Genomic DNA, 19,529 nt, shown 5'->3' with positions numbered 1-19,529 from the left:
CTGGATTTACCAATGAAGCCGAAGGCAGTTTCCACCATTCCCGAACAGCGCAGACCATGAACGGCAAAGGAGCGCCGCTTGCACCCCCGGCGTGTTCTACCTAACGTCTCGCCAAACCGACAGCAGCCGAGGTTCCCATGCGCGACGCCGCCCCGAAAACCATCCACCTCAAGGATTACACCCCGTTCGGCTATCTGGTGGACGAGGTGCGCCTGACCTTTGACCTGGCGCCCGACGCAACCCGCGTCACCTCGCGCATCGCCTTTCGCCCCAATCCCGAGACGACCGACCGCCGGTTCTTTCTGCATGGCGAGGAACTGCGCCTGCTGCGCGCCGCCATCGACGGTGCCGAGATCGCGCCCGAGATCACCGACGAGGGTCTGACCTGCGCCGTTCCCGATGCGCCCTTTGTCTGGGAAGCCGAGGTCGAGATCGCCCCTGCCGCCAATACCGCGCTCGAAGGACTTTATCTCTCGAACGGGATGTACTGTACCCAATGCGAGGCCGAAGGCTTTCGCAAGATCACCTATTACCCCGACCGCCCCGATGTCATGAGCACCTTTACCGTGCGTATAAACGGCACGCATCCGGTGCTCTTGTCCAATGGCAACCCGGTCGATAGCGGCGAGGGCTTTGCAGAATGGCATGACCCATGGCCAAAACCGGCCTATCTCTTTGCACTGGTGGCGGGAGACCTGCTGGCTCATTCCGACACGTTCACCACCGTTTCGGGCCGCGAAGTGGATCTGAACCTCTGGGTCCGTCCCGGAGACGAGGGCAAATGCGCCTTTGGCATGGAGGCGCTGAAGAAATCCATGCGCTGGGACGAAGAGGTCTATGGCCGCGAATACGATCTGGACGTGTTCAACATCGTCGCGGTCGACGATTTCAACATGGGCGCGATGGAGAACAAGGGGCTGAATATCTTCAATTCGGCCGCCGTGCTGGCCAGTCCCGAGACCTCGACCGACGACAATTTCGAACGGATCGAGGCGATCATCGCGCATGAGTATTTCCACAACTGGACCGGCAACCGCATCACCTGCCGCGACTGGTTCCAGCTCTGCCTCAAGGAAGGGCTGACCGTGTTCCGCGACGCGCAGTTCACCTCGGACCTGCGCAGCGCCCCCGTCAAACGCATCCGCGACGTGATCGACCTGCGCGCCCGCCAGTTCCCCGAGGATCAGGGCCCGCTCAGCCACCCGGTGCGGCCCGAAAGCTTTCAGGAGATCAACAACTTCTACACCGCCACCGTCTATGAAAAGGGTGCCGAGGTGATTGGCATGCTGAAACGGCTGGTGGGCGATGCCGCCTATGCCGAGGCGCTGGACCTCTATTTCGCGCGCCATGACGGGCAGGCCTGCACCATTGAGGACTGGCTCAAGGTGTTCGAGGATGTCACGGGGCGCGACCTGTCTCAGTTCAAGCGCTGGTACAGCCAGGCCGGCACCCCGCGCCTGACGGTCGAGGAGGCGTGGCAGGACGGCACCTTTACCCTGACCCTGTCGCAAGAGACCCCCGCCACGCCCGGCCAGCCCGACAAGCTGCCACAGGTGATCCCGGTTGCCGTCGGACTGCTCAACCCCAATGGCGACGAGGTGCGCGCCACCGAGATGCTGGAACTGACGCAGGCGCGTCAGAGCTTCTCGTTTGACGGGCTGGCGACACGTCCAGTGGCCTCGGTGCTGCGCGATTTCTCGGCGCCGGTGGTTTTGGACCATGACCTCTCGCCCGAGCAGCGCGCCTTTCTGCTGGCCCATGACACCGATCCCTTCAACCGTTGGGAAGCGGGCCGTGCGCTGGCCGGGCAATGCCTGCTCGACATGATCACCGAGGACGCCGCGCCCGATACCGCCTATCTGGACGGGTTGACGGCGGTGCTGCGCGACGATGGGCTGGGCCCGGCCTATCGCGCGCTGATGCTGGGCCTGCCCAGCCAGTCGGAACTGGCCGCCACCCTGCATCAGCGCGGCCTGATCCCCGATCCGCAGGCGATCTGGGAGGCGACCGAGACCCTGCGCCAGACCACCGCCCAACACATGCAGGACCTGCTGCCACGGCTCAGGGCCGAGTCACAGATCGAGGCACCGTTCCGGCCCGATGCAGACCAGGCCGGCAAGCGCGCATTGGGCAGCGCCGCGCTGGCACTGCTGTCGCGGCTCGATAGCGGTACGCAGGCGGCGGCGGATTATGCCTGCGCCGACAACATGACGCTGCAACTTTCGGCGCTGTCCTGTCTGCTCAAGGCGGGCAAGGGCGAAGTCGAACTGGCCGCCTTTTATGACCAGTGGCGCGGCGACCGGCTGGTGATCGACAAATGGTTCGGGCTTCAGGTGGCACTGGCGGCGCCCGAACAGGCGGCGGAAACCGCCCGGCGCCTGAGCGCGCATGCCGAGTTCAACTGGCGCAATCCGAACCGGTTCCGTGCCGTATTCGGCGCGCTGGCCATGCACCATGCCGGCTTCCATCATGCCTCGGGCGCGGCATACCAGCTGTTGGCGGACTGGCTGATCCGGCTCGATCCGGTAAACCCGCAGACCACCGCGCGGATGTGCTCGGCCTATCAGACCTGGCGACGGTATGACAACGACCGGCAGCTGCTGATCGGCGCCCAGCTGGATCGCATTCTGGCCCAGCCGAACCTCAGCCGGGACACCACCGAGATGCTGACCCGCATCCGGGGCAGCTGAGCCATGCGCCGAACCCTGCTCATCACCGGGGCCAGCGCCGGGATCGGCGCCGCCATCGCCCGCCTTGCCGCCATGCGCGGCTATGATCTTGCACTCAACTACCGGCAGGACCGGGCCGGGGCCGAGTCGGTGGCCGAGTCCGCCCGCCTTGCAGGCGCTACTGTGATCCTGTGCCCCGGCGACGTGGCCGATCCCGAAGACATCCGGCGCATTTATGCGCGGGTGGATGAGGGCTTTGACCGCCTCGACGGGCTGGTCAACAACGCTGGCATCGTCGACCGCGCCGCCCGTGTCACCGACCTGACCCATGCGCGGCTGAGGCGCATGTTCGATGTCAACGTGATCGGCGCCATTCTGGTCGCCAAAGAGGCGGTGCTGCGGATGCAGGCCCATGGCCGGGGCGGCGCCATCGTCAATCTTTCCTCTGCCGCTGCGCGTCTGGGCTCGGCCAACCAATATGTCGATTACGCCGCCAGCAAGGCCGCGATCGACACCTTTACCAAGGGCCTCGCCGACGAGGTCGCCGCAGAGGGGATCCGCGTCAACGCGCTCCGCCCCGGTCTGATCGAGACCGGGATCCATGCCAAGGGCGGCGAACCGGATCGGGCGCAACGGTTGGCGCCGGGTGTCCCGATGCAGCGGACCGGCACCGTGACCGAGGTGGCCGAAGCGGCGCTTTTCCTGCTCTCGGACGCGGCGTCTTACATCACCGGCACCACGCTCGACGTCAGCGGCGGGCGGTGACCCTCGCGATGACCGAACCGCTCCGCTATGTCCGCCATGCCCGCAGCCCCCGCAATGTCGTGCTGCTGCTGGCGGTCTGGACTGGGCTTGCGACGGTGATGGTTCTGTTTCAAGCGGCCTGGTGGCTGATCGCGCTGTGCGCCCTGCCGACCCTGCCGCTGTTGTCCGAGATCATCACCGACCGCCGCGCGGGTCTCGATCTGGACGCCGCTCGGCTCAGCTGGTTCTCGGGGCGCCTGGACGGGTCTGTCGCGCTGGACGAGATCGCGCAGGTACGGCTGGATACGCGCTGGGATTTCAGCATTCGCGCCACGCTGTGCCTGCATTCAGGCAAAGAGATACGGCTGCCACAAGAGTCTCTGCCCCCGCATCGTGAGTTCGAAGAGATCCTGACCGCGCGTGGACTGGCCGTGGTTCGGCATCATTTCGCCGGTCGTTAGCGGATTGATGCCAGTCCGGGCGCAATCCCCAGAGCCCGCCGCAAAACCTGTCCCGAAACACCCCGCTCCAGCCTTTTTTGTGCCGCAAATCAGCGTCAGCCTGAAGCCAATACGACACCACACAGGCCAAGCATTAATCAGTATGCTGAAAAGATCCCGCACCGTTCTGAGTTCTTTGCCTGATCTGACCGCGCGACTGTTCGGTCGCGCGGTCGACTTCTCGGCTCAGACAGAACCGCGCCCTCCGATCCGGCTCGAAGATTTCCTGTCGATCCCGATCGCCGAGCACGGACAGGACGAAGACATCCGCGCCAGGCTGCGCGCTCATGGCCAGTTCCTGGCCCGGCAAGAGCGCTGGCAGGACCTGTCGGATGAAATCCGCGCCGCCGATGCCACTCGCGAAGCCACGCCGGGCGGGACCCCGGTTGCCGACCTGCTGGCCTTTGGTGCCCGGTCCGACGTGGTGCTGGCCGTCGAAGAGGCGCTGATGGACAGCCATCGCACCGATCAGGCCCCGTTGATCAACGGGATCCGGGCGCTGGAATTCGTGCGTCAGGATCATGCCGACGATCCCTATATCGCGCTGATCGTGGCGCTGACCCATATCGACCTGGCCTGGGCCTGGCGCGGCACCGGATGGGACACGATCGTGCCCCGACTCCACCGCGAGAAATGCGCCGCGCATTTCGACCGCGCCATCGAGATCCTGTCACCCTGGTGCGGCGTCAGGATGGACAGCCCGGTCCTGCAATCGGCCTGCTGCGCCTTGCTGGCCGGTCGCCGGACGCCGCAACGCAGGGTCGCGGATTCCTACGAGGCACTGATCGACCTCGATCCGTACAATCCCCGCCACATGCGCGCGCTGGGCAACCACCTGTTGCCGCGCTGGTTCGGCTCCTACGCGGAATTGGAACTGGAGGCCCGCCGGACCGCCGCGCGGACACAGGATATCTGGGGCGCCGGCGGTTATACTTGGGTCAGCCTGGACGCCATCGCCCAGGATGAAGAGGCCTGTGCCCGCGTCGATGTCGACTTCTTTGTCGACGGGTTGCGGGACATCGTGCGCGCCCGCCCCGAGCAAGAGACCATCAACATGCTGGCGTCCTATTGCGCGGTGACCCTGCGCGGCAATCTTGGCCTGCATGAAGAAGCGGATCTGAACCGCATCCGTATCTGCAACGCGGCCGACTGGTTGATCCGCGACCACCTGACCGAAGTGCATCCGATGATCTGGGCGCATGCCGCCGATGGCTTCGACAACAACATGCGCGTCAGTTCACCCAGCCGGTTCGCCGCGCGCGGTCGGGCCGATGCCCTGCAGGTCATCGCCAATCTGTTCCGCGACGAGATCCGCGAGGGCAACCGGGTCGTTTTCACGCCCGAGGGGCCTCAGCTGCACGGCGCCTGAGGTTCCCCGCTTCGGGTGACATCGTCGAACCGGGGGCGCCAGCCCAGCGCGGTCAGGCGCGGTGCAGCCAGCCTTTGATCCAGCATCGGCCCCAAGGCGCTGTCGCCATAACGCACCAAGGCCTCGGCCCGGTCCAGCACCCTGATAGACGCATCCGGCCCGGCGATGGCGCGCGCGATCTCGCCCACCGGGCGGCCCGGTTCGGCGGTGGCGAGGAAATCTCCGCCCTGCCCCGGCAGCCCCGCCAGCAGCAGATAGGCTTGTGCCAGGTCATCGGCATGCACCAGTGGCCAGCGGATCGCCGGGTCGCCCAGGATCTCGACCTCGGGCGCGTGGAACCGTTCCAGCATGCCACCCGCGTTGCTATCATAGACCGCACCCGGATGCAGCACTGCCAGATCGGTGGCATCGCTGGCCTTGAGCATCGCCACGGTATCAAGCATCCAGCCCCAGGGCGTGGCAGGATCAAAGGGCGCGGTTTCATCCCTGACCTGCCCGCCGGTATCGCCGTAAAGCCATATGCCGCCTGTATAAATCAGGCGCGGACGGCGCCCGGCCCGGCGCGCTGCCGTTACCAGTGCCTCCATCGCGGCGCGGTCAACTTCGCCCATATCCGGGCCGAATGTGGCCGCGGCATGGATGATGGCATCCGCCGCCACCGCCTCTGCCGCCCAGACCTCGGGTTGACGCAGATCGCCGCGACGGACCTGCCCTCCGTCACCCTCTACCTGCGCGGCCGCGTGGCCGGACCGGGCCAGCCCGGTCACCTGGTGCCCCGCCGCGACGCCAGCGCGCAGAACCGCCCCCCCGACCAACCCGCTGGCCCCTGTCACAAACAGCTTCATTTCCGTGCCTCCCTTCTGGATTCGTCCCAACCTGCCGCCTCAACCATGGTTGAGATCAAGCCCCTTTCCCCGTGCCCCCTTGCCCAACGCCGCGCACGCGCCTAGAAGGCGGTTTGAACCAAGCGGACAAGAGGCACACCCATGCTGGACCTGACCTTCGAGACCCCCAAACCCAAGACCATCGCCGGTGCCAAGCACGACTGGGAACTGGTGATCGGCATGGAGGTGCATGCTCAGGTCGCGTCGCAGGCGAAACTGTTCTCGGGCGCCTCGACCGCTTTTGGCGCCGAGCCCAATTCCAACGTCTCTTTCGTGGATGCGGCGATGCCGGGCATGCTGCCTGTCATCAACGAATTCTGCGTCGAACAGGCGGTGCGCACCGGGCTGGGGCTGAAGGCCGAGATCAACCTGAAATCGGCCTTTGACCGCAAGAACTATTTCTACCCCGACCTGCCACAGGGATACCAGATCTCCCAGCTTTATCATCCCATTGTGGGCGAAGGCGAAGTGCTGGTCGAGATGGGAGACGGCACCGCGCGCCGGGTCCGGATCGAACGTATCCACATGGAACAGGACGCGGGCAAGTCGATCCATGACATGGATCCGAACATGTCCTTTGTCGACCTGAACCGGACCGGCGTCTGCCTGATGGAGATCGTCAGCCGTCCCGATATCCGTGGCCCCGAAGAGGCCGCCGCCTATATCGCCAAGCTGCGCCAGATCCTGCGCTATCTGGGCACCTGCGACGGCAACATGCAGAACGGCAACCTGCGGGCCGATGTGAACGTGTCGATCTGCCGTCCGGGCGCCTATGAGAAGTATCAGGAAACACAGGACTTTTCGCATCTGGGCACGCGTTGCGAGATCAAGAACATGAACTCGATGCGCTTCATCCAGGCGGCCATCGAATATGAGGCGCGCCGCCAGATCGCCATTGTCGAGGCGGGCGGCAAGGTGGATCAGGAAACCCGGCTCTATGACCCGGACAAGAACGAGACCCGCTCGATGCGGTCCAAGGAAGAGGCGCATGATTACCGCTACTTCCCCGATCCCGACCTGCTGCCGCTGGAGATCGAGCAGGCCTGGGTCGACGATATCGCGGCCAACCTGCCCGAACTGCCGGACGACAAAAAGGCACGCTTTATCAAGGATTTCGGCCTGACCGACTATGACGCATCGGTGCTGACCGCCGAGGTGGAATCGGCCGCTTATTTCGAGGAAGTGGCCAAGGGCCGCAACGGCAAGCTGGCGGCCAACTGGGTCATCAACGAGTTGTTCGGACGGCTGAAGAAAGAGGACCACGATATCACCGACAGCCCGGTCAGCCCGGCGCAGCTGGGCGGCATCATCGACCTGATCGCGTCGGATGCGATCTCGGGCAAGATTGCCAAGGACCTGTTCGAGATCGTCTATACCGAAGGTGGCGATCCCGCCGAAATCGTTGAGAAACGTGGCATGAAGCAGGTGACCGACACCGGCGCCATCGAGGCCGCGCTGGACGAGATCATCGCCGCCAACCCGGCGCAGGTGGAAAAGGCCAAGGTGAACCCGAAACTGGCGGGCTGGTTCGTGGGTCAGGTGATGAAGGCCACCGGCGGCAAGGCCAATCCGGGTGTCGTCAACCAGATGGTTTCGAAGAAACTGAATGGCTGACACACCCGCGCGGCAGCATGATCCAAGGGATCGTGCGAGCGCGCGCCAAGGCCGTCTAGGATCTGGCCACGGCCAAGCTGGGCTTGTGATCTGTACAAGGTTTTGACCGTTTTGTACGCGGTCCAAACCCCGGATTGACCGTTTTGCACCGGAGATCAAGGGCGCCCTCGGGCGCCCTTTTTGCTGCGCCAACGGATACAGCAAGGGGGTACGGAGCGGATCAACCCACCTTGCTCTCCACCGGTTTCACTCTCTGATCGCGGACGTGATCCAGAAACGCCACCACGTGATCGGCCGGTCGCCCGGTGCCTGACCATGCCCAGACATATTCGAACCGGGCCGGAGCGCCGTCGGCGCGCAGCAGCGGAACCGCGCTCGTGGCATCGGCCAGCAGCTTGGCCCGGGGCAAAATCCCCGCCCCCAGCCCCAGCCAGGTCCATTCCTGGATCACCTGATAGCTGAGCGCATAGCCCGGATAGGCGGGCGGTGAGATGCCTTCGGCCTCGAACAGCACTTCGAGCGAGCGATTGAGACCGCACCCGCCCGCTGTCATGATGACCGGATCCTGGGGCAGATGGGCCAGATACAGGGCCGCAGGCGGCTCGGCCGAGTGGCCCGATTGCGGCAGGTAATAGAGCGGATCGGAATAGAATGGTGCCTGTTGCATGCCGTCCGGGACACTGTCGCGCGGCAGGATCGTCAGGTCGATGGCACCGCTCTCCAGCCGCCCGGCCAGATCGTCCAGAAGACATTCCTTGAAAAACACCTCGACCCCTTGGTGCAGGCGGCAGAACGGATCGGTCACGCCAGTCAGCATCCGCATGTCCACCAGCGGCGAAAATCCCAACCGCAGCAGTTTGCGCGCCGGGTTGTGAAAGGCGGCGGCGGCAGCTGTGACCTCGTCACGCGCAGACAGGACGCTTTCGAGATGGGGCAGGATATGCCGCCCGAACGGGGTCAGCGTCACCTTGCGTGTGGTCCGGGCAAAGAGTTTGGCGCCCAGTTCCTCCTCGATCTGCGCCACCGCGCTGGACAAGCTGGGCTGGGTCGCGTGGCAGAGATCGGCGGCCCGGCTGAACGATTGCTCGCGCGCCACTGTCACCACAAATTCGATCTGTCTGAGTTTCATGCCGAACCCCGCCCGATTAATACACAAAATCTATCAATGATATCCATTAATGCAATTTCTCTTTTGAAGCAGCCAGAGCGACAGTGCCGGGGAAAGCCAAACAGAAGGGACAATGAAATGGCATTTGATTTTCGGAACAAGCTCTTGGGCCAGATTTCGGGCGCGGCACTGATGCTGGCCGTGACAACCGGTGGGGCAATGGCTGGGGACCTGAGCGACGCGCAGATCCTTGGCATTTATTCCCAGGTCAACAGTTTCGACATAGAAACCGCGCTGCTGGGGCAGCTCAAAGGCGTCTCGGACGAGGTGCGCGCCATCGGTGCCATGGTGTCGTCGGACCATACCGGCGTGCGCGCGGCGGCGCATGAGCTGGCCGCCAGCATCGGCGTGACCCCGGAACTGCCGCCGGCACGCATCGACGCGGCGCGCGACCATGACGCGGTGATCCTGAGCCTGCACAAGCTGGAAGGCGCCGAGTTCGATGCCGCCTATCTGCGCCACGAGATCGCCTTTCACACCGCTGCCATCAGCGCGGTCGAGGGATTGCTCTTGCCCAGCGCCGACAGCCCCGAGCTGAAGGCGCATTTCGATGCGGTGCTGCCTGCCTTTCAGCATCACCTGCAAATGAACCTGGACGCCGCCGAAACACTGGGTGTCGCTCTGGAGTAACCCCCTGGCGCGCGCGCTCCTGCCCACGCTCAGGTGGTGCCGGCGGGACGTCGCTGTCCTGTCCGGCACCTCTGGTCTTTTTGCATCCGCCTGGAGTAGTCTGCGCGCGATCCAAAGAGGCTCTGAGCATGATCCGCTACGAATACAAGGTTGTCCCCGCCCCGGAGAAGGGCATCAAGGCCAAGGGCGTCAAGACCGCGCCGGCGCGGTTCGCGCTGTCGGTGGAACAGGCGCTGAACCAACTGGCCGCCGAGGGCTGGGAATATCAGCGGGCCGAGTTGCTGCCCAGCGAGGAGCGCTCGGGCCTGACCGGCTCGACCACCAACTGGCGCAACGTGCTGGTGTTCCGCCGCCCCCTGCCCGCAGGTCCCGAAGTATTGCCCGAGGCCGAGGTCGCGGCAGAGCCCGTGGCCGAGGCGACCGCGCCCCTGAGTGCCGACAGCCCGCCGCTGGCCCGGCCCGTACCCGGCCCGTCCGAGGCGGATCGCCGCGCGCCCGCGCCCATCGCGGCGCCGGTCAACGATCCGCCGATGCATGGCGCCAAGACCACGGACGCCGCCAGCACAGAGCCCGAGGCCAAGGCCGAGAAGGACTAGGTGCCGATATCCAGTGCCAGCGCATGGATGCGCGGCACGATATCGCCCAGCGCCTGATGCACCGCACGGTGCCGCGCCACCCGGCTTTGCCCGGCAAAGGCGGCGGCACGGATGCGGATGTTGAAATGGCTCTGACCGCCCTCGCGAAATCCGGCGTGGCCGCGATGGCTTTCGCTGTCGTCCACCACCTCCAGCTCGGTCGGCGCGAATGCCGCCTGCAACCTTGCGCGCATTTCCTCTGCGATCGTCATGCCCGTCTGCCCTCACATTCCCGCGCAATCTGCGCTCTTTTCCGCGCGGCCGCGATTTTCTTGCCGCCGCCCTCTTCTATCTGGCGTCACTTAGACTAAACTCCTGCCTCCGAGTCGAGAAGCCGCAACCGAAAGGGCCCGCCATGAGCAAATCAGATCCGTTCGGATTCGATATGTCCGTCTCTTCCGCCAAGAAAAAGAACCCGCGCGGGCGCCGGGGCATGTCGGGCGCGTCCGAAACCTCGGTCCGGGTCTGCGAGCACGAGGGTTGCACCGAGGCGGGCAAGTTCCGCGCGCCCAAGGCCCCCGATGTGCTGGACGACTATTTCTGGTTCTGCCAGCAGCATGTGCGCGAATATAACCAGAAATGGAACTTCTTCGACGGCACCACCGAGGCCGAGATGAACGCGCAAATGTCCAAGGACAAGGTGTGGGAACGCAAGACGCGGCCGATGACCGACCCCGAGGCGCGCGCCTGGGCACGGCTGGGCATCGAGGACCCGCATCAGGTTCTGGGGGCCAACGCCACCCAGAATCCGGGCCGCGTCAATACCGGCCGCCGCCTGCCGCCGACCGAGCGCCGCGCCATCGAGATTCTCGAAGCCAAGGACAGCTGGACCAAGGCCGAGGTGCGCGCCGCCTACAAGAAGCTCATCAAGGTGCTGCACCCGGACATGAACGGCGGCGACCGCAGCCAGGAAGAGCAGTTGCAAGAGGTGGTCTGGGCCTGGGACCAGATCAAGGACAGCCGGAACTTCAAATAGGCGCCGGCTCCGGCGCCGACCGGCCCCATCAGCGCCTGTCCGCGCGTTGGGGGCGTGATACGGCCGTGACAATCCGTCGATAGGGCTCATTCGGATGCGCGCGGCACTGCTCGACTGATGCCCCCGAGATCGTGACGGCAAAAAGCGCCCGCGCGGCGCTTTTCGCCTTTTCCTTGCGGCTGGGGGCGATATGGTGCACCCCGACAAGATTGGCCCGCCCCGACGCGGCGCGGCAAGGCGATAAGGACGATTGGTATGGCTGACGGAACGATCCCGATGAACGCAAAACCCACCGAGGAGATTTCCGTCCGCGAAGTCTTTGGCATCGACACGCCGATGGTGGTCAAGGGCTTTGCCGAGCGCAGCGACCGGGTGCCCGAGATCGATCAGACCTACAAGTTCGATCCCGATACCACGCTGGCCATTCTGGCGGGCTTCAGCCACAACCGCCGCGTCATGGTGCAGGGCTATCACGGCACCGGCAAATCGACCCATATCGAACAGGTCGCCGCGCGGCTGAACTGGCCCTGCGTGCGCGTCAACCTCGACAGCCATATCAGCCGGATCGACCTGATCGGCAAGGATGCGATCAAGCTGCGCGACGGCAAGCAGGTTACCGAGTTCCACGAAGGTATCCTGCCCTGGGCGCTGCGCAACCCGGTGGCCATCGTGTTCGACGAATACGACGCGGGCCGCGCCGACGTGATGTTCGTGATCCAGCGGGTGCTGGAACATGACGGCAAGCTGACCCTGCTGGACCAGAACGAGATCATCACGCCGAACCCCTTTTTCCGCCTGTTCGCCACCGCCAACACGGTGGGACTGGGCGACACCACCGGCCTCTATCACGGCACCCAGCAGATCAACCAAGCCCAGATGGACCGCTGGTCGCTGGTGGCGACGCTGAACTATCTCAGCCATGACGCCGAAACGATGATCGTGCTCAGCAAGGCGCCGCATTACAACACCGAGAAGGGCCGCAAGCAGGTCAGCCAGATGGTGACCGTGGCCGACCTGACCCGGACCGCCTTCATGAACGGTGATCTGTCGACCGTGATGTCGCCCCGGACCGTGATCAACTGGGCGCAGAATGCCGAGATCTTCCGCGATGTGGGCTATGCCTTCCGGCTGACCTTCCTCAACAAATGCGACGAGCTGGAGCGCCAGACAGTGGCCGAGTTCTATCAGCGCTGTTTCGACGAGGAACTGCCCGAAAGCGCGGCAAGCACGAGCCTGGGGTGATCCGGGCGGCCGCCATATCCGCCTTGCTGCCCACCATGGGACGCGACCGCCTGTTTGCAGGACCGAAGTGACATGAGCAAACCGACCGACAATCCCGCCGATCCGTTCAAGAAGGCGCTGGCCGAGGCGACCAAGGTGATGGCCGACGACCCGGATCTGTCGGTCAGCTATACGGTCGACCCCTCGGGCGTCAGCGGCGACGCCATGCGCCTGCCCCAGGTCAGCCGCCGGATGACCCGCGACGAGGTGTTGCTGGCGCGCGGCACGGCGGATGCGCTGGCGCTCTATCGCCGCTATCACGACGACGCCACCCACAGCCGCTATGCCCCGCCGGGCGACATGGCGCGCGATCTTTACGAGGCGATGGAGACCGCCCGCTGCGAGGCGATGGGCGCCCGCGACATGCCCGGCACCGCGTCCAACATCGACGTGAAGATCACGCATGAGGCGCTGCGGCGCGGCTATGACCAGTGCAAGCAGCCCTCCGAGGCACCGCTGCCGGTGGCGGCGGGCTATCTGGTGCGGCATCTGGCCACCGGGCGCGACCTGCCCCCGGCAGCCGCCAATGTGATGAACCTGTGGCGCGGCTTTATCGAGGAACAGGCCGGTGGCACGCTGGAAAACCTGAGCGATATCCTCTCCGATCAGGCCGAATTCGCCAAGTTCGCCCGCCAGGTGATCAAGGACCTGGGCTATGGCGACCAGCTGGGCGATGACCCGGACGAGATGGACGAGGATCAGGAGGATCAGGCCGAGGACGACGCCGACGAGCAGCCCGATCCCGACAGCACCGGCCAGGACGACCAAGACGATCAGGACGCCGACGCCGATCCCGAGCAGAGCCAGGAACAGCAGCAGGACGAAAGCCAGGCCCAGGTCTCGATGGACGAGCTGGCCGACGAGGAGCTGGCCGAAGAGACCGAGATGCCCGATGGCGAGGCGCCGCTGGAGCCGCCCCCGCCGCCGCCCGCCTCGGAGGCCGATCCGAATTACAAGGTCTATCTCGATACCCATGACGAGGAGATCGCCGCCGAGGAGCTGGCCGAACCGGCCGAGCTGGAGCGGCTGCGCGCCTATCTCGACCAGCAGCTGGAGCCGCTGAAAGGCGCGGTGTCGCGCCTTGCCAACAAGCTGCAACGCCGCCTTCAGGCGCAGCAGAACCGCAGCTGGGAATTTGACCGCGAAGAGGGCATTCTGGATGCCGGCCGACTGGCGCGGGTCGTGGCCAACCCGACCACGCCGCTGTCGTTCAAGGTGGAGAAGGATACCGAGTTCCGTGATACGGTGGTGACGCTGCTCTTGGATAACTCGGGCTCGATGCGGGGACGCCCGATCTCGATCGCGGCGATCTGCGCCGATGTGCTGGCGCGCACGCTGGAACGCTGCAACGTCAAGGTCGAGATCCTGGGCTTTACCACCCGCGCCTGGAAGGGCGGGCTGGCGCGCGAGGCCTGGCTGAACGAAGGCCGCCCGCAGCAGCCCGGTCGCCTCAATGACCTGCGCCACATCATCTACAAGGCCGCCGACGCGCCGATGCGGCGCACACGGCAGAACCTGGGCCTGATGATGAAAGAGGGCCTCTTGAAGGAAAACATCGACGGCGAGGCGCTGGAATGGGCGCATCGCCGGATGCTGGGCCGCCGCGAGCAGCGCAAGATCCTGATGGTGATCTCGGACGGGGCGCCGGTGGACGATTCCACCCTGAGTGTGAACCCGGCGAATTACCTGGAAAAACACCTGCGCGACGTGATCGCCATGGTGGAAAAGCGCAAGCAGGTCGAACTGCTGGCCATCGGTATCGGCCATGACGTGACCCGCTATTACCAGCGCGCGGTGACGATCACCGATGTCGAGCAGCTGGCCGGTGCCATGACCGAGCAGCTGGCGGCGCTCTTTGACAGCGACCCGCGCGCGCGCGCGCGGGTGATGGGCATGAAACGCGCCAGCTGACCCGGATCGGTGGCGCCTGCCTTGCTTTCGGGCGCCTCCGGCGGGAGTATTTCCGACCAGAAAGAAGCACAGGGTCCGTCTCCCCCCACAGCCCGTCAAGACAGGCTGACAAGACGCCGAAAGGCGAACAGTCGGGCGATCCGTCCTGCCCGCCAAGCTTTCGCAGTCCGGCGCGGTGTCACGTATCGGGCGGCCATCCTTTCTTCCTCACTCTGCAGTTGCAGGTGGACGGGGCGGTGGCTGAGAAGCGCGGTATCGGTATGCAGGATCATGTCAGGTCTCCTTGTTGTGTTTCCAGAATGGCAGCGTCGGGCGCGCGGCGCTTTCAGACAGCCTTGGGAAACCCCTGCCTGAATCCTTATTTTTTGCTTGGGGCTTGCCGAAACACCGAAAGCGGGGTGTTAATTCACCATGCGCTATGTGTTTCGCGATTGCGTTCTGGATACCGGGCGGCATGTCTTGATGCGGGGCGATGCGCCGGTTGCCGTCGAGCCGCAGGTATTCGACCTGCTGCACCTGCTGGCGCGCAATGCCGGGCAGCTGGTCACCCGTGACGAAATCCTGGCCGAGGTCTGGAACGGGCGCATCGTCTCGGAAAGCGCCATCAGCGCCCGCATCGCCGCCGCGCGCAAAGCCGTAGGCGACGACGGCAAGGCACAGCGGGTCATCCGTACAATCGCCCGGCGGGGGTTGCAGATGGTGACCGAGGTCACGGAACGAACCCACGAGACCGCCCCCATGGCGACCGGGGACAGGACAGACGAGCCGCGCATTCGTTACATCATCCTGCCCACCGGGCATTCCATGGCCTATTCGGTTTCGGGTGCCGGCCCTCCTGTGATCCTGCTCGGCCAAACACGTTCGGATATAGCAGCGGAGTGGCGGCTGCCATTCGAACGTCACCGTTTCGAAGCCTTGTCACGCCAGAACGCGCTGATCCGGTTCGACGCCATTGGTTCGGGGCAATCCGACCCCCGGTCCGATCGGTCCACGATTGATGAGCAGGCCGAAGATGTCCTGTGCCTTGCCGACGCGCTGGGGCTCGACCGGTTCGCGCTCTATTCCCAATCCGGTGGTTGTGCTCAGGGCCTTTACATCGCAGCGCATCACCCTGAACGCGTAACCCGTCTGGCCATGATGGGCGCCTATGCCGAAGGGCGCGCGGTGCGCGACAATGCGGATGGCAAGGAGGCCGAACCCTTGCAAGCCATGTTGCAAACCGCGCGGTCGCGGTCGGATAGCACCTTTTTCGAAGCCTTCTTGCTGGCATATCAGCCCGAAGGGCCATTGGACTCCGTCCGGGCCTATGCCCGGATGATGCTGGATTCGGCGACCAGGGAACATGACCTGCGCCACCGCCACGTGATCAATCATCATTCGAGCCTGGACTTCCTGTCACGGATCACTTGTCCGACGCTGATCCTGCATTCCCGCCACGATGCGGTTCATCCACTCTCCGAGGCCCGCAAGCTGGCCGCTGGCATCGCGGATGCGGAAATGGTGGTGCTCGACTGCGCCAATCACATTCCCTGGCAGGGCAATGCGGCCTATGACACCTACCTGGAAACGCTGACCCGGTTCCTTGCGGCGGGGGTGGGCTAGACCGCCATGCGCTATGCTTTCGCCAATTGCCTGCTGGATACCGACGAGTTGACGCTGGTTCGGGACGCCGAGGAGATTGCCGTCGAGCCGCAGGTGTTCGACCTGTTACACCTGCTGGCGCGCAATCCCGGACGGCTGGTGACCCGAGATGAAATCCTGGCCGAGGTCTGGAACGGGCGCATCGTCTCGGAAAGCGCGATCAGCGCCCGCATCGCGGCGGCACGCAAGGCGGTGGGTGACGATGGCAAGGCGCAACGGATCATCCGTACCATCGCCCGGCGGGGGCTGAAATTCGTGGCCGAGGTGACGGCGGACACGCCGCCTGCCCTGCCCCGGCCTGCCCCCATGGTGCAGCGCATCCGGTACACACGCACGGCGGAGGGGAAGTCTCTGGCCTATGCCGTCATCGGAGCCGGCCCACCGGTGGTGCGCGGCGGCTACAACACCACCGATCTGGAAGCAGAGTGGAACACGCCCTCGGAACGGGCGATGTTCGATGCAATCTCGGAACACCACAGCCTGCTGCGTTTCGATCCGATCGGGTTCGGGCGGTCGGACCGGGCGCTGGAGGAATTCTCGTTCGATACCCTGGCCGAGAACCTGAAGCTGGCAGCGGATGCGGCGGGGTTCGAACGGTTCGCGCTCTACAGCGAATCCGGCGGGGTTCTGTCGGCGCTGCGCTTTGCGGTCAAGTACCCCGAGCGGGTCAGCCGACTGGCGATTGTCGGCGGCTATGCAGAGGGGCGCGGGCGGCGAAACCCCGAACTGAAGTCCGACGTAATGCAATCGCTGGTCACCGAGGGCTGGGCCGCGCAGGAGATCAGTTTCGTCTCGGCGATGATGCTGAGCTATTTTCCCGAAGGTCCGCTGGAGGCGATCCACGACATGGCGCGCAACATGATCAATGCTTCGTCGCGCGAGACCATGCTGAAGGTTCGGGCGGCGATCCACGATGTCTCGCTGTTGCCGCTGTTGCCCCAGGTGCGATGCCCGACCCTGATCATCCATGCCCGGCATGACACTGTGCATCCGCTGTCCGAGGCACAGAAACTGGCGGCTGGCATTCCAGGGGCCGAACTGATGGTGCTGGAAACCGCCAACCACATCCCGATACCGGGCAATGCGGTCTGGGACGAGTATCAATCGACCTTGTTGGGTTTCCTTGGGGAACGGGAACGGTCGCCCGCCCAAGGGGTCACTCGCCCAACATTTCCCTGAAGGGTTTGTAATCGGCCCCATAACAGTGGGACAACAGGCCGGTAACGTTCCGGGTCCTCAATACGGTCTCGCCATCCGCGCTGAGCGTGACCTCCCAATAGTCGCGACCGATATAGGTACCTCGGGCATTGCGGGCATCCGACGTGGCGCAAAGCTTGATCGTATCGCCTTGCTTGACAAGCCGCGAGACCCGCGCCTGTCCGGGGTTTGCCGGGTTTGCAAGCTTCTTGCCGATGGCATCGGCCGCATTGCGGCGGGCGATCTCGGGTGTTGGCCGCTTTTCCTCCTGCGCGGCAAGCGGCAGGGCAAGGCTGGCAAGGACAATCAGGGCAGGCAAACGGATCATGCCGGCATGATAGGCCAAGTCGCGCGCATCACAAGAGCGTCGCGGAGGTGCTGGACATTTCCGGTTCCACGCCGCACCTTTCGCGGCAACAGCAACACGGAGGCGCAGCATGTACCAGAGCTTCGAGGTGACCGCCCGCCCGGAACAGGGGCCACCGCGGCTGGAGCGCCTGCGCGCCGAAATCGAGGCCGAGGCTCTGAGCGGGTTCCTGGTGCCGCGCGCGGATGCGCATCAGGGCGAATATGTCGCCGCCCATGACGAGCGTCTGGCCTGGCTTACCGGCTTTACCGGCTCGGCCGGGTTCTGCGCCGCGCTCAAGGATGCGGCGGGCGTGTTCATCGACGGGCGCTATCGTACTCAGGTCAAGGCGCAGGTGGCTGATGTCTTTACACCCGTTCCCTGGCCCGATGTAAGCCTGACCGACTGGCTCAAGAAGCAGTTGCCGCAGGGCGGGCGTGTGGGGTTCGATCCCTGGCTGCATGCAGCCGGTCAGATCCGCACCGCGGTAAGCGAGTTGAAGGGCAGCGGGATCGAATTGGTGCGCTGCGACAATCTGGTGGATCGGATCTGGCCGGATCAACCCAGCCCACCGATGGAACCGGTCAAGGTGCATCCGCTGGAATTCGCAGGTGAAGCCGCCGCCGACAAGGCGGCGCGACTGGCCGAGGACCTGCGCAGCGCGGGTCAGAAGGCGGCTGTGATCACCCTGCCGGATTCGATCATGTGGCTGTTGAACATTCGCGGCGCCGATATTCCGCGCAACCCGGTGGCACATGGCTTTGCCATCCTGCATGACGACGGGCGGGTCGACCTGTTCATGGCAGCGGCCAAGCTGACCGGTCTGGAGGAGCATCTAGGGCCGATGGTGACGCAGCACGAACCGGATGCGTTTCTTGATGCGGTAGAGGCACTGGCAGGTCCGGTGCGGGTTGACCTGAGCACGGTACCGCAGATTGTCGCAGATCGGCTGGGACACCGGCTGGCCAAGGGGGGGGATCCCTGCGCCCTGCCCAAGGCCCGCAAGAACGCCGCCGAGATCGCAGGCGCCGCCGAGGCGCATCTGCGCGACGGCGCCGCGATGGTGGACCTGCTGGCCTGGCTCGATGCGCAAGAGCCCGGCAGCCTGACTGAAACGCAGGTGGTCAGCCAGTTGGAGACCTGTCGCCGCCGCGATAACGGCTTGCAGGATATCAGCTTTGAGACCATCGCGGGCACCGGGCCCAATGGTGCGATCATGCATTACCGGGTGACCGAGGAGACCGACAGCCGTCTGGAGGACGGGCATCTTCTGGTGCTGGACAGCGGCGGCCAGTATCTGGACGGGACCACCGACATCACCCGCACCATCGCCATCGGCACCGTGGGGGACGAGGAGAAAGCCTGTTTCACGCGGGTGCTGAAAGGCATGATCGCCATGTCCATGCTGCGCTGGCCCGTGGGGCTGGCGGGGCGCGATATCGAATGCGTGGCGCGCCTGCCGCTGTGGCTGGCGGGGCAGGATTTCAACCACGGGGTCGGGCACGGCGTCGGTGCGTATCTGAGCGTGCATGAGGGGCCGCAGCGGCTGGCACGGGTCAGCCACGTGCCGCTGGAGCCGGGCATGATCCTGTCGAACGAGCCGGGATATTATCGCGAGGGCGCATTCGGCATCCGCATCGAGAACCTGGTGGTGGTGCAAGAGGCCGCCCCCCTGCCCGGTGGCGACGCAGAGCGCGCCATGCTGAATTGGCGCACCCTGACCTATGTCCCGATTGATCGGCGGCTGATCGTCGCGGAGATGCTGACGGTTGAGGAACGCGACTGGCTGAACGACTATCATGCCGACGTCGCGGCAAAGATCGGTCCACGTCTGGGCGCCGAGACGCGGATGTGGTTGGATGCCGCAACCGCGCCGCTTTGACACGCGGCTGTTACACCGGCGGGGCAACACTCGCCGCCGGACCGAAAAATACGAGATACGAGATACGGGGAAGGAAACGGAA

Annotated in this window: 18 protein-coding genes; 13 read left to right on the top strand and 5 right to left on the bottom strand. The window is 64.9% G+C overall.

Annotated features, from left to right (window positions below):
* Positions 1-137: 137 nt before the first annotated feature.
* From pepN to AC2FNY_RS12800, 4 genes are all read left to right on the top strand, one after another.
* Positions 138-2,690 carry an aminopeptidase N gene (pepN, locus tag AC2FNY_RS12815; protein ID WP_496802698.1) on the top strand — a complete coding sequence of 851 codons (2,553 nt, stop codon included), beginning with the start codon at positions 138-140 and terminating at the stop codon, positions 2,688-2,690.
* 3 nt (positions 2,691-2,693) lie between these two features.
* Positions 2,694-3,434 (top strand): SDR family oxidoreductase, encoded by a 741-nt coding sequence (locus AC2FNY_RS12810; RefSeq protein WP_496802697.1) that lies wholly within the window; start codon positions 2,694-2,696, stop codon positions 3,432-3,434.
* Between the two features lie 8 nt (positions 3,435-3,442).
* Positions 3,443-3,874, top strand: a complete 432-nt coding sequence (locus tag AC2FNY_RS12805; RefSeq protein ID WP_234138913.1) for a hypothetical protein — start codon at positions 3,443-3,445, stop codon at positions 3,872-3,874.
* 142 nt (positions 3,875-4,016) lie between these two features.
* Positions 4,017-5,282, top strand: a complete 1,266-nt coding sequence (locus tag AC2FNY_RS12800) for a hypothetical protein (RefSeq protein WP_496802696.1) — start codon at positions 4,017-4,019, stop codon at positions 5,280-5,282.
* Here the strand turns inward: AC2FNY_RS12800 and AC2FNY_RS12795 are convergent.
* Positions 5,264-6,127 (bottom strand): NAD-dependent epimerase/dehydratase family protein, encoded by an 864-nt coding sequence (locus AC2FNY_RS12795; protein WP_496802695.1) that lies wholly within the window; start codon positions 6,125-6,127, stop codon positions 5,264-5,266. The two genes, AC2FNY_RS12800 and AC2FNY_RS12795, sit on opposite strands and share 19 nt — an antisense overlap.
* Before the next feature lie 141 nt (positions 6,128-6,268).
* Between AC2FNY_RS12795 and gatB the strand changes: the two genes are divergently transcribed.
* Positions 6,269-7,780, top strand: a complete 1,512-nt coding sequence (gene gatB, locus AC2FNY_RS12790) for an Asp-tRNA(Asn)/Glu-tRNA(Gln) amidotransferase subunit GatB (protein ID WP_496802694.1) — start codon at positions 6,269-6,271, stop codon at positions 7,778-7,780.
* A gap of 220 nt (positions 7,781-8,000) precedes the next feature.
* Here gatB and AC2FNY_RS12785 read toward each other — a convergent pair whose 3' ends face one another.
* The gene (locus AC2FNY_RS12785; RefSeq protein WP_496802693.1) at positions 8,001-8,909 is read right to left on the bottom strand and encodes a LysR family transcriptional regulator; all 909 of its coding nucleotides are present in this window, start codon (positions 8,907-8,909) and stop codon (positions 8,001-8,003) included.
* Positions 8,910-9,026: 117 nt separating this feature from the next.
* On the opposite strand from AC2FNY_RS12785, the gene AC2FNY_RS12780 reads away from it, so the two are divergent.
* Both AC2FNY_RS12780 and AC2FNY_RS12775 read left to right on the top strand, forming a co-directional pair.
* Positions 9,027-9,578, top strand: coding sequence for a DUF4142 domain-containing protein (locus AC2FNY_RS12780; RefSeq protein WP_496802692.1), 552 nt, complete (start codon positions 9,027-9,029; stop codon positions 9,576-9,578).
* Positions 9,579-9,706: 128 nt separating this feature from the next.
* A complete protein-coding gene (locus tag AC2FNY_RS12775) occupies positions 9,707-10,174 on the top strand; it encodes a DUF4177 domain-containing protein (protein WP_234166043.1) in 468 nt (155 codons plus the stop codon).
* On the opposite strand, the gene AC2FNY_RS12770 is transcribed toward AC2FNY_RS12775, so the two are convergent.
* Positions 10,171-10,425, bottom strand: a complete 255-nt coding sequence (locus tag AC2FNY_RS12770; RefSeq protein WP_496802691.1) for a BolA family protein — start codon at positions 10,423-10,425, stop codon at positions 10,171-10,173. The genes AC2FNY_RS12775 and AC2FNY_RS12770 overlap by 4 nt on opposite strands.
* A gap of 143 nt (positions 10,426-10,568) precedes the next feature.
* Between AC2FNY_RS12770 and AC2FNY_RS12765 the strand changes: the two genes are divergently transcribed.
* The 3 genes from AC2FNY_RS12765 (at position 10,569) to cobT (ending at position 14,381) form a co-directional block, all read left to right on the top strand.
* Positions 10,569-11,189 carry a J domain-containing protein gene (locus AC2FNY_RS12765; RefSeq protein WP_234138905.1) on the top strand — a complete coding sequence of 207 codons (621 nt, stop codon included), beginning with the start codon at positions 10,569-10,571 and terminating at the stop codon, positions 11,187-11,189.
* 255 nt (positions 11,190-11,444) lie between these two features.
* Positions 11,445-12,431: a cobaltochelatase subunit CobS gene (gene cobS, locus AC2FNY_RS12760; RefSeq protein ID WP_496802690.1), complete on the top strand. Its 987-nt coding sequence runs from the start codon at positions 11,445-11,447 to the stop codon at positions 12,429-12,431.
* A 72-nt stretch (positions 12,432-12,503) separates the two neighbouring features.
* Positions 12,504-14,381, top strand: coding sequence for a cobaltochelatase subunit CobT (gene cobT, locus AC2FNY_RS12755; protein ID WP_234219374.1), 1,878 nt, complete (start codon positions 12,504-12,506; stop codon positions 14,379-14,381).
* Between the two features lie 95 nt (positions 14,382-14,476).
* On the opposite strand, the gene AC2FNY_RS12750 is transcribed toward cobT, so the two are convergent.
* Positions 14,477-14,653, bottom strand: a complete 177-nt coding sequence (locus AC2FNY_RS12750; protein ID WP_496802689.1) for a hypothetical protein — start codon at positions 14,651-14,653, stop codon at positions 14,477-14,479.
* A gap of 139 nt (positions 14,654-14,792) precedes the next feature.
* On the opposite strand from AC2FNY_RS12750, the gene AC2FNY_RS12745 reads away from it, so the two are divergent.
* Both AC2FNY_RS12745 and AC2FNY_RS12740 read left to right on the top strand, forming a co-directional pair.
* Positions 14,793-15,983, top strand: coding sequence for an alpha/beta hydrolase (locus AC2FNY_RS12745; RefSeq protein WP_496802688.1), 1,191 nt, complete (start codon positions 14,793-14,795; stop codon positions 15,981-15,983).
* Positions 15,984-15,989: 6 nt separating this feature from the next.
* A complete protein-coding gene (locus AC2FNY_RS12740; protein ID WP_496802687.1) occupies positions 15,990-17,201 on the top strand; it encodes an alpha/beta hydrolase in 1,212 nt (403 codons plus the stop codon).
* Here the strand turns inward: AC2FNY_RS12740 and AC2FNY_RS12735 are convergent.
* Positions 17,179-17,547 (bottom strand): hypothetical protein, encoded by a 369-nt coding sequence (locus AC2FNY_RS12735; RefSeq protein WP_234143444.1) that lies wholly within the window; start codon positions 17,545-17,547, stop codon positions 17,179-17,181. The genes AC2FNY_RS12740 and AC2FNY_RS12735 overlap by 23 nt on opposite strands.
* Positions 17,548-17,656: 109 nt before the next feature.
* On the opposite strand from AC2FNY_RS12735, the gene AC2FNY_RS12730 reads away from it, so the two are divergent.
* Entirely contained in the window at positions 17,657-19,447 is a 1,791-nt protein-coding gene (locus tag AC2FNY_RS12730; protein ID WP_496802686.1) for an aminopeptidase P family protein, read from the top strand.
* Positions 19,448-19,529: the final 82 nt, after the last annotated feature.

The sequence above is a fragment of the Ruegeria sp. BHSC223 genome, from assembly GCF_059613025.1.
This window is presented reverse-complemented; position numbering and strand designations above follow the sequence as displayed.

Excerpts from the sequence above, each read along its gene's own strand:
- pepN (WP_496802698.1), top strand. The coding sequence starts at position 138 with ATGCGCGACGCCGCCCCGAAAACCATCCACCTCAAGGATTACACCCCG.
- gatB (WP_496802694.1), top strand. The coding sequence starts at position 6,269 with ATGCTGGACCTGACCTTCGAGACCCCCAAACCCAAGACCATCGCCGGT.
- cobT (WP_234219374.1), top strand. The coding sequence starts at position 12,504 with ATGAGCAAACCGACCGACAATCCCGCCGATCCGTTCAAGAAGGCGCTG.
- AC2FNY_RS12810 (WP_496802697.1), top strand. The coding sequence starts at position 2,694 with ATGCGCCGAACCCTGCTCATCACCGGGGCCAGCGCCGGGATCGGCGCC.
- AC2FNY_RS12740 (WP_496802687.1), top strand. The coding sequence starts at position 15,990 with ATGCGCTATGCTTTCGCCAATTGCCTGCTGGATACCGACGAGTTGACG.
- cobS (WP_496802690.1), top strand. The coding sequence starts at position 11,445 with ATGGCTGACGGAACGATCCCGATGAACGCAAAACCCACCGAGGAGATT.
- AC2FNY_RS12765 (WP_234138905.1), top strand. The coding sequence starts at position 10,569 with ATGAGCAAATCAGATCCGTTCGGATTCGATATGTCCGTCTCTTCCGCC.
- AC2FNY_RS12785 (WP_496802693.1), bottom strand. The coding sequence starts at position 8,909 with ATGAAACTCAGACAGATCGAATTTGTGGTGACAGTGGCGCGCGAGCAA.
- AC2FNY_RS12735 (WP_234143444.1), bottom strand. The coding sequence starts at position 17,547 with ATGATCCGTTTGCCTGCCCTGATTGTCCTTGCCAGCCTTGCCCTGCCG.
- AC2FNY_RS12775 (WP_234166043.1), top strand. The coding sequence starts at position 9,707 with ATGATCCGCTACGAATACAAGGTTGTCCCCGCCCCGGAGAAGGGCATC.
- AC2FNY_RS12730 (WP_496802686.1), top strand. The coding sequence starts at position 17,657 with ATGTACCAGAGCTTCGAGGTGACCGCCCGCCCGGAACAGGGGCCACCG.
- AC2FNY_RS12800 (WP_496802696.1), top strand. The coding sequence starts at position 4,017 with ATGCTGAAAAGATCCCGCACCGTTCTGAGTTCTTTGCCTGATCTGACC.
- AC2FNY_RS12795 (WP_496802695.1), bottom strand. The coding sequence starts at position 6,127 with ATGAAGCTGTTTGTGACAGGGGCCAGCGGGTTGGTCGGGGGGGCGGTT.
- AC2FNY_RS12805 (WP_234138913.1), top strand. The coding sequence starts at position 3,443 with ATGACCGAACCGCTCCGCTATGTCCGCCATGCCCGCAGCCCCCGCAAT.
- AC2FNY_RS12750 (WP_496802689.1), bottom strand. The coding sequence starts at position 14,653 with ATGATCCTGCATACCGATACCGCGCTTCTCAGCCACCGCCCCGTCCAC.
- AC2FNY_RS12780 (WP_496802692.1), top strand. The coding sequence starts at position 9,027 with ATGGCATTTGATTTTCGGAACAAGCTCTTGGGCCAGATTTCGGGCGCG.
- AC2FNY_RS12770 (WP_496802691.1), bottom strand. The coding sequence starts at position 10,425 with ATGACGATCGCAGAGGAAATGCGCGCAAGGTTGCAGGCGGCATTCGCG.
- AC2FNY_RS12745 (WP_496802688.1), top strand. The coding sequence starts at position 14,793 with ATGCGCTATGTGTTTCGCGATTGCGTTCTGGATACCGGGCGGCATGTC.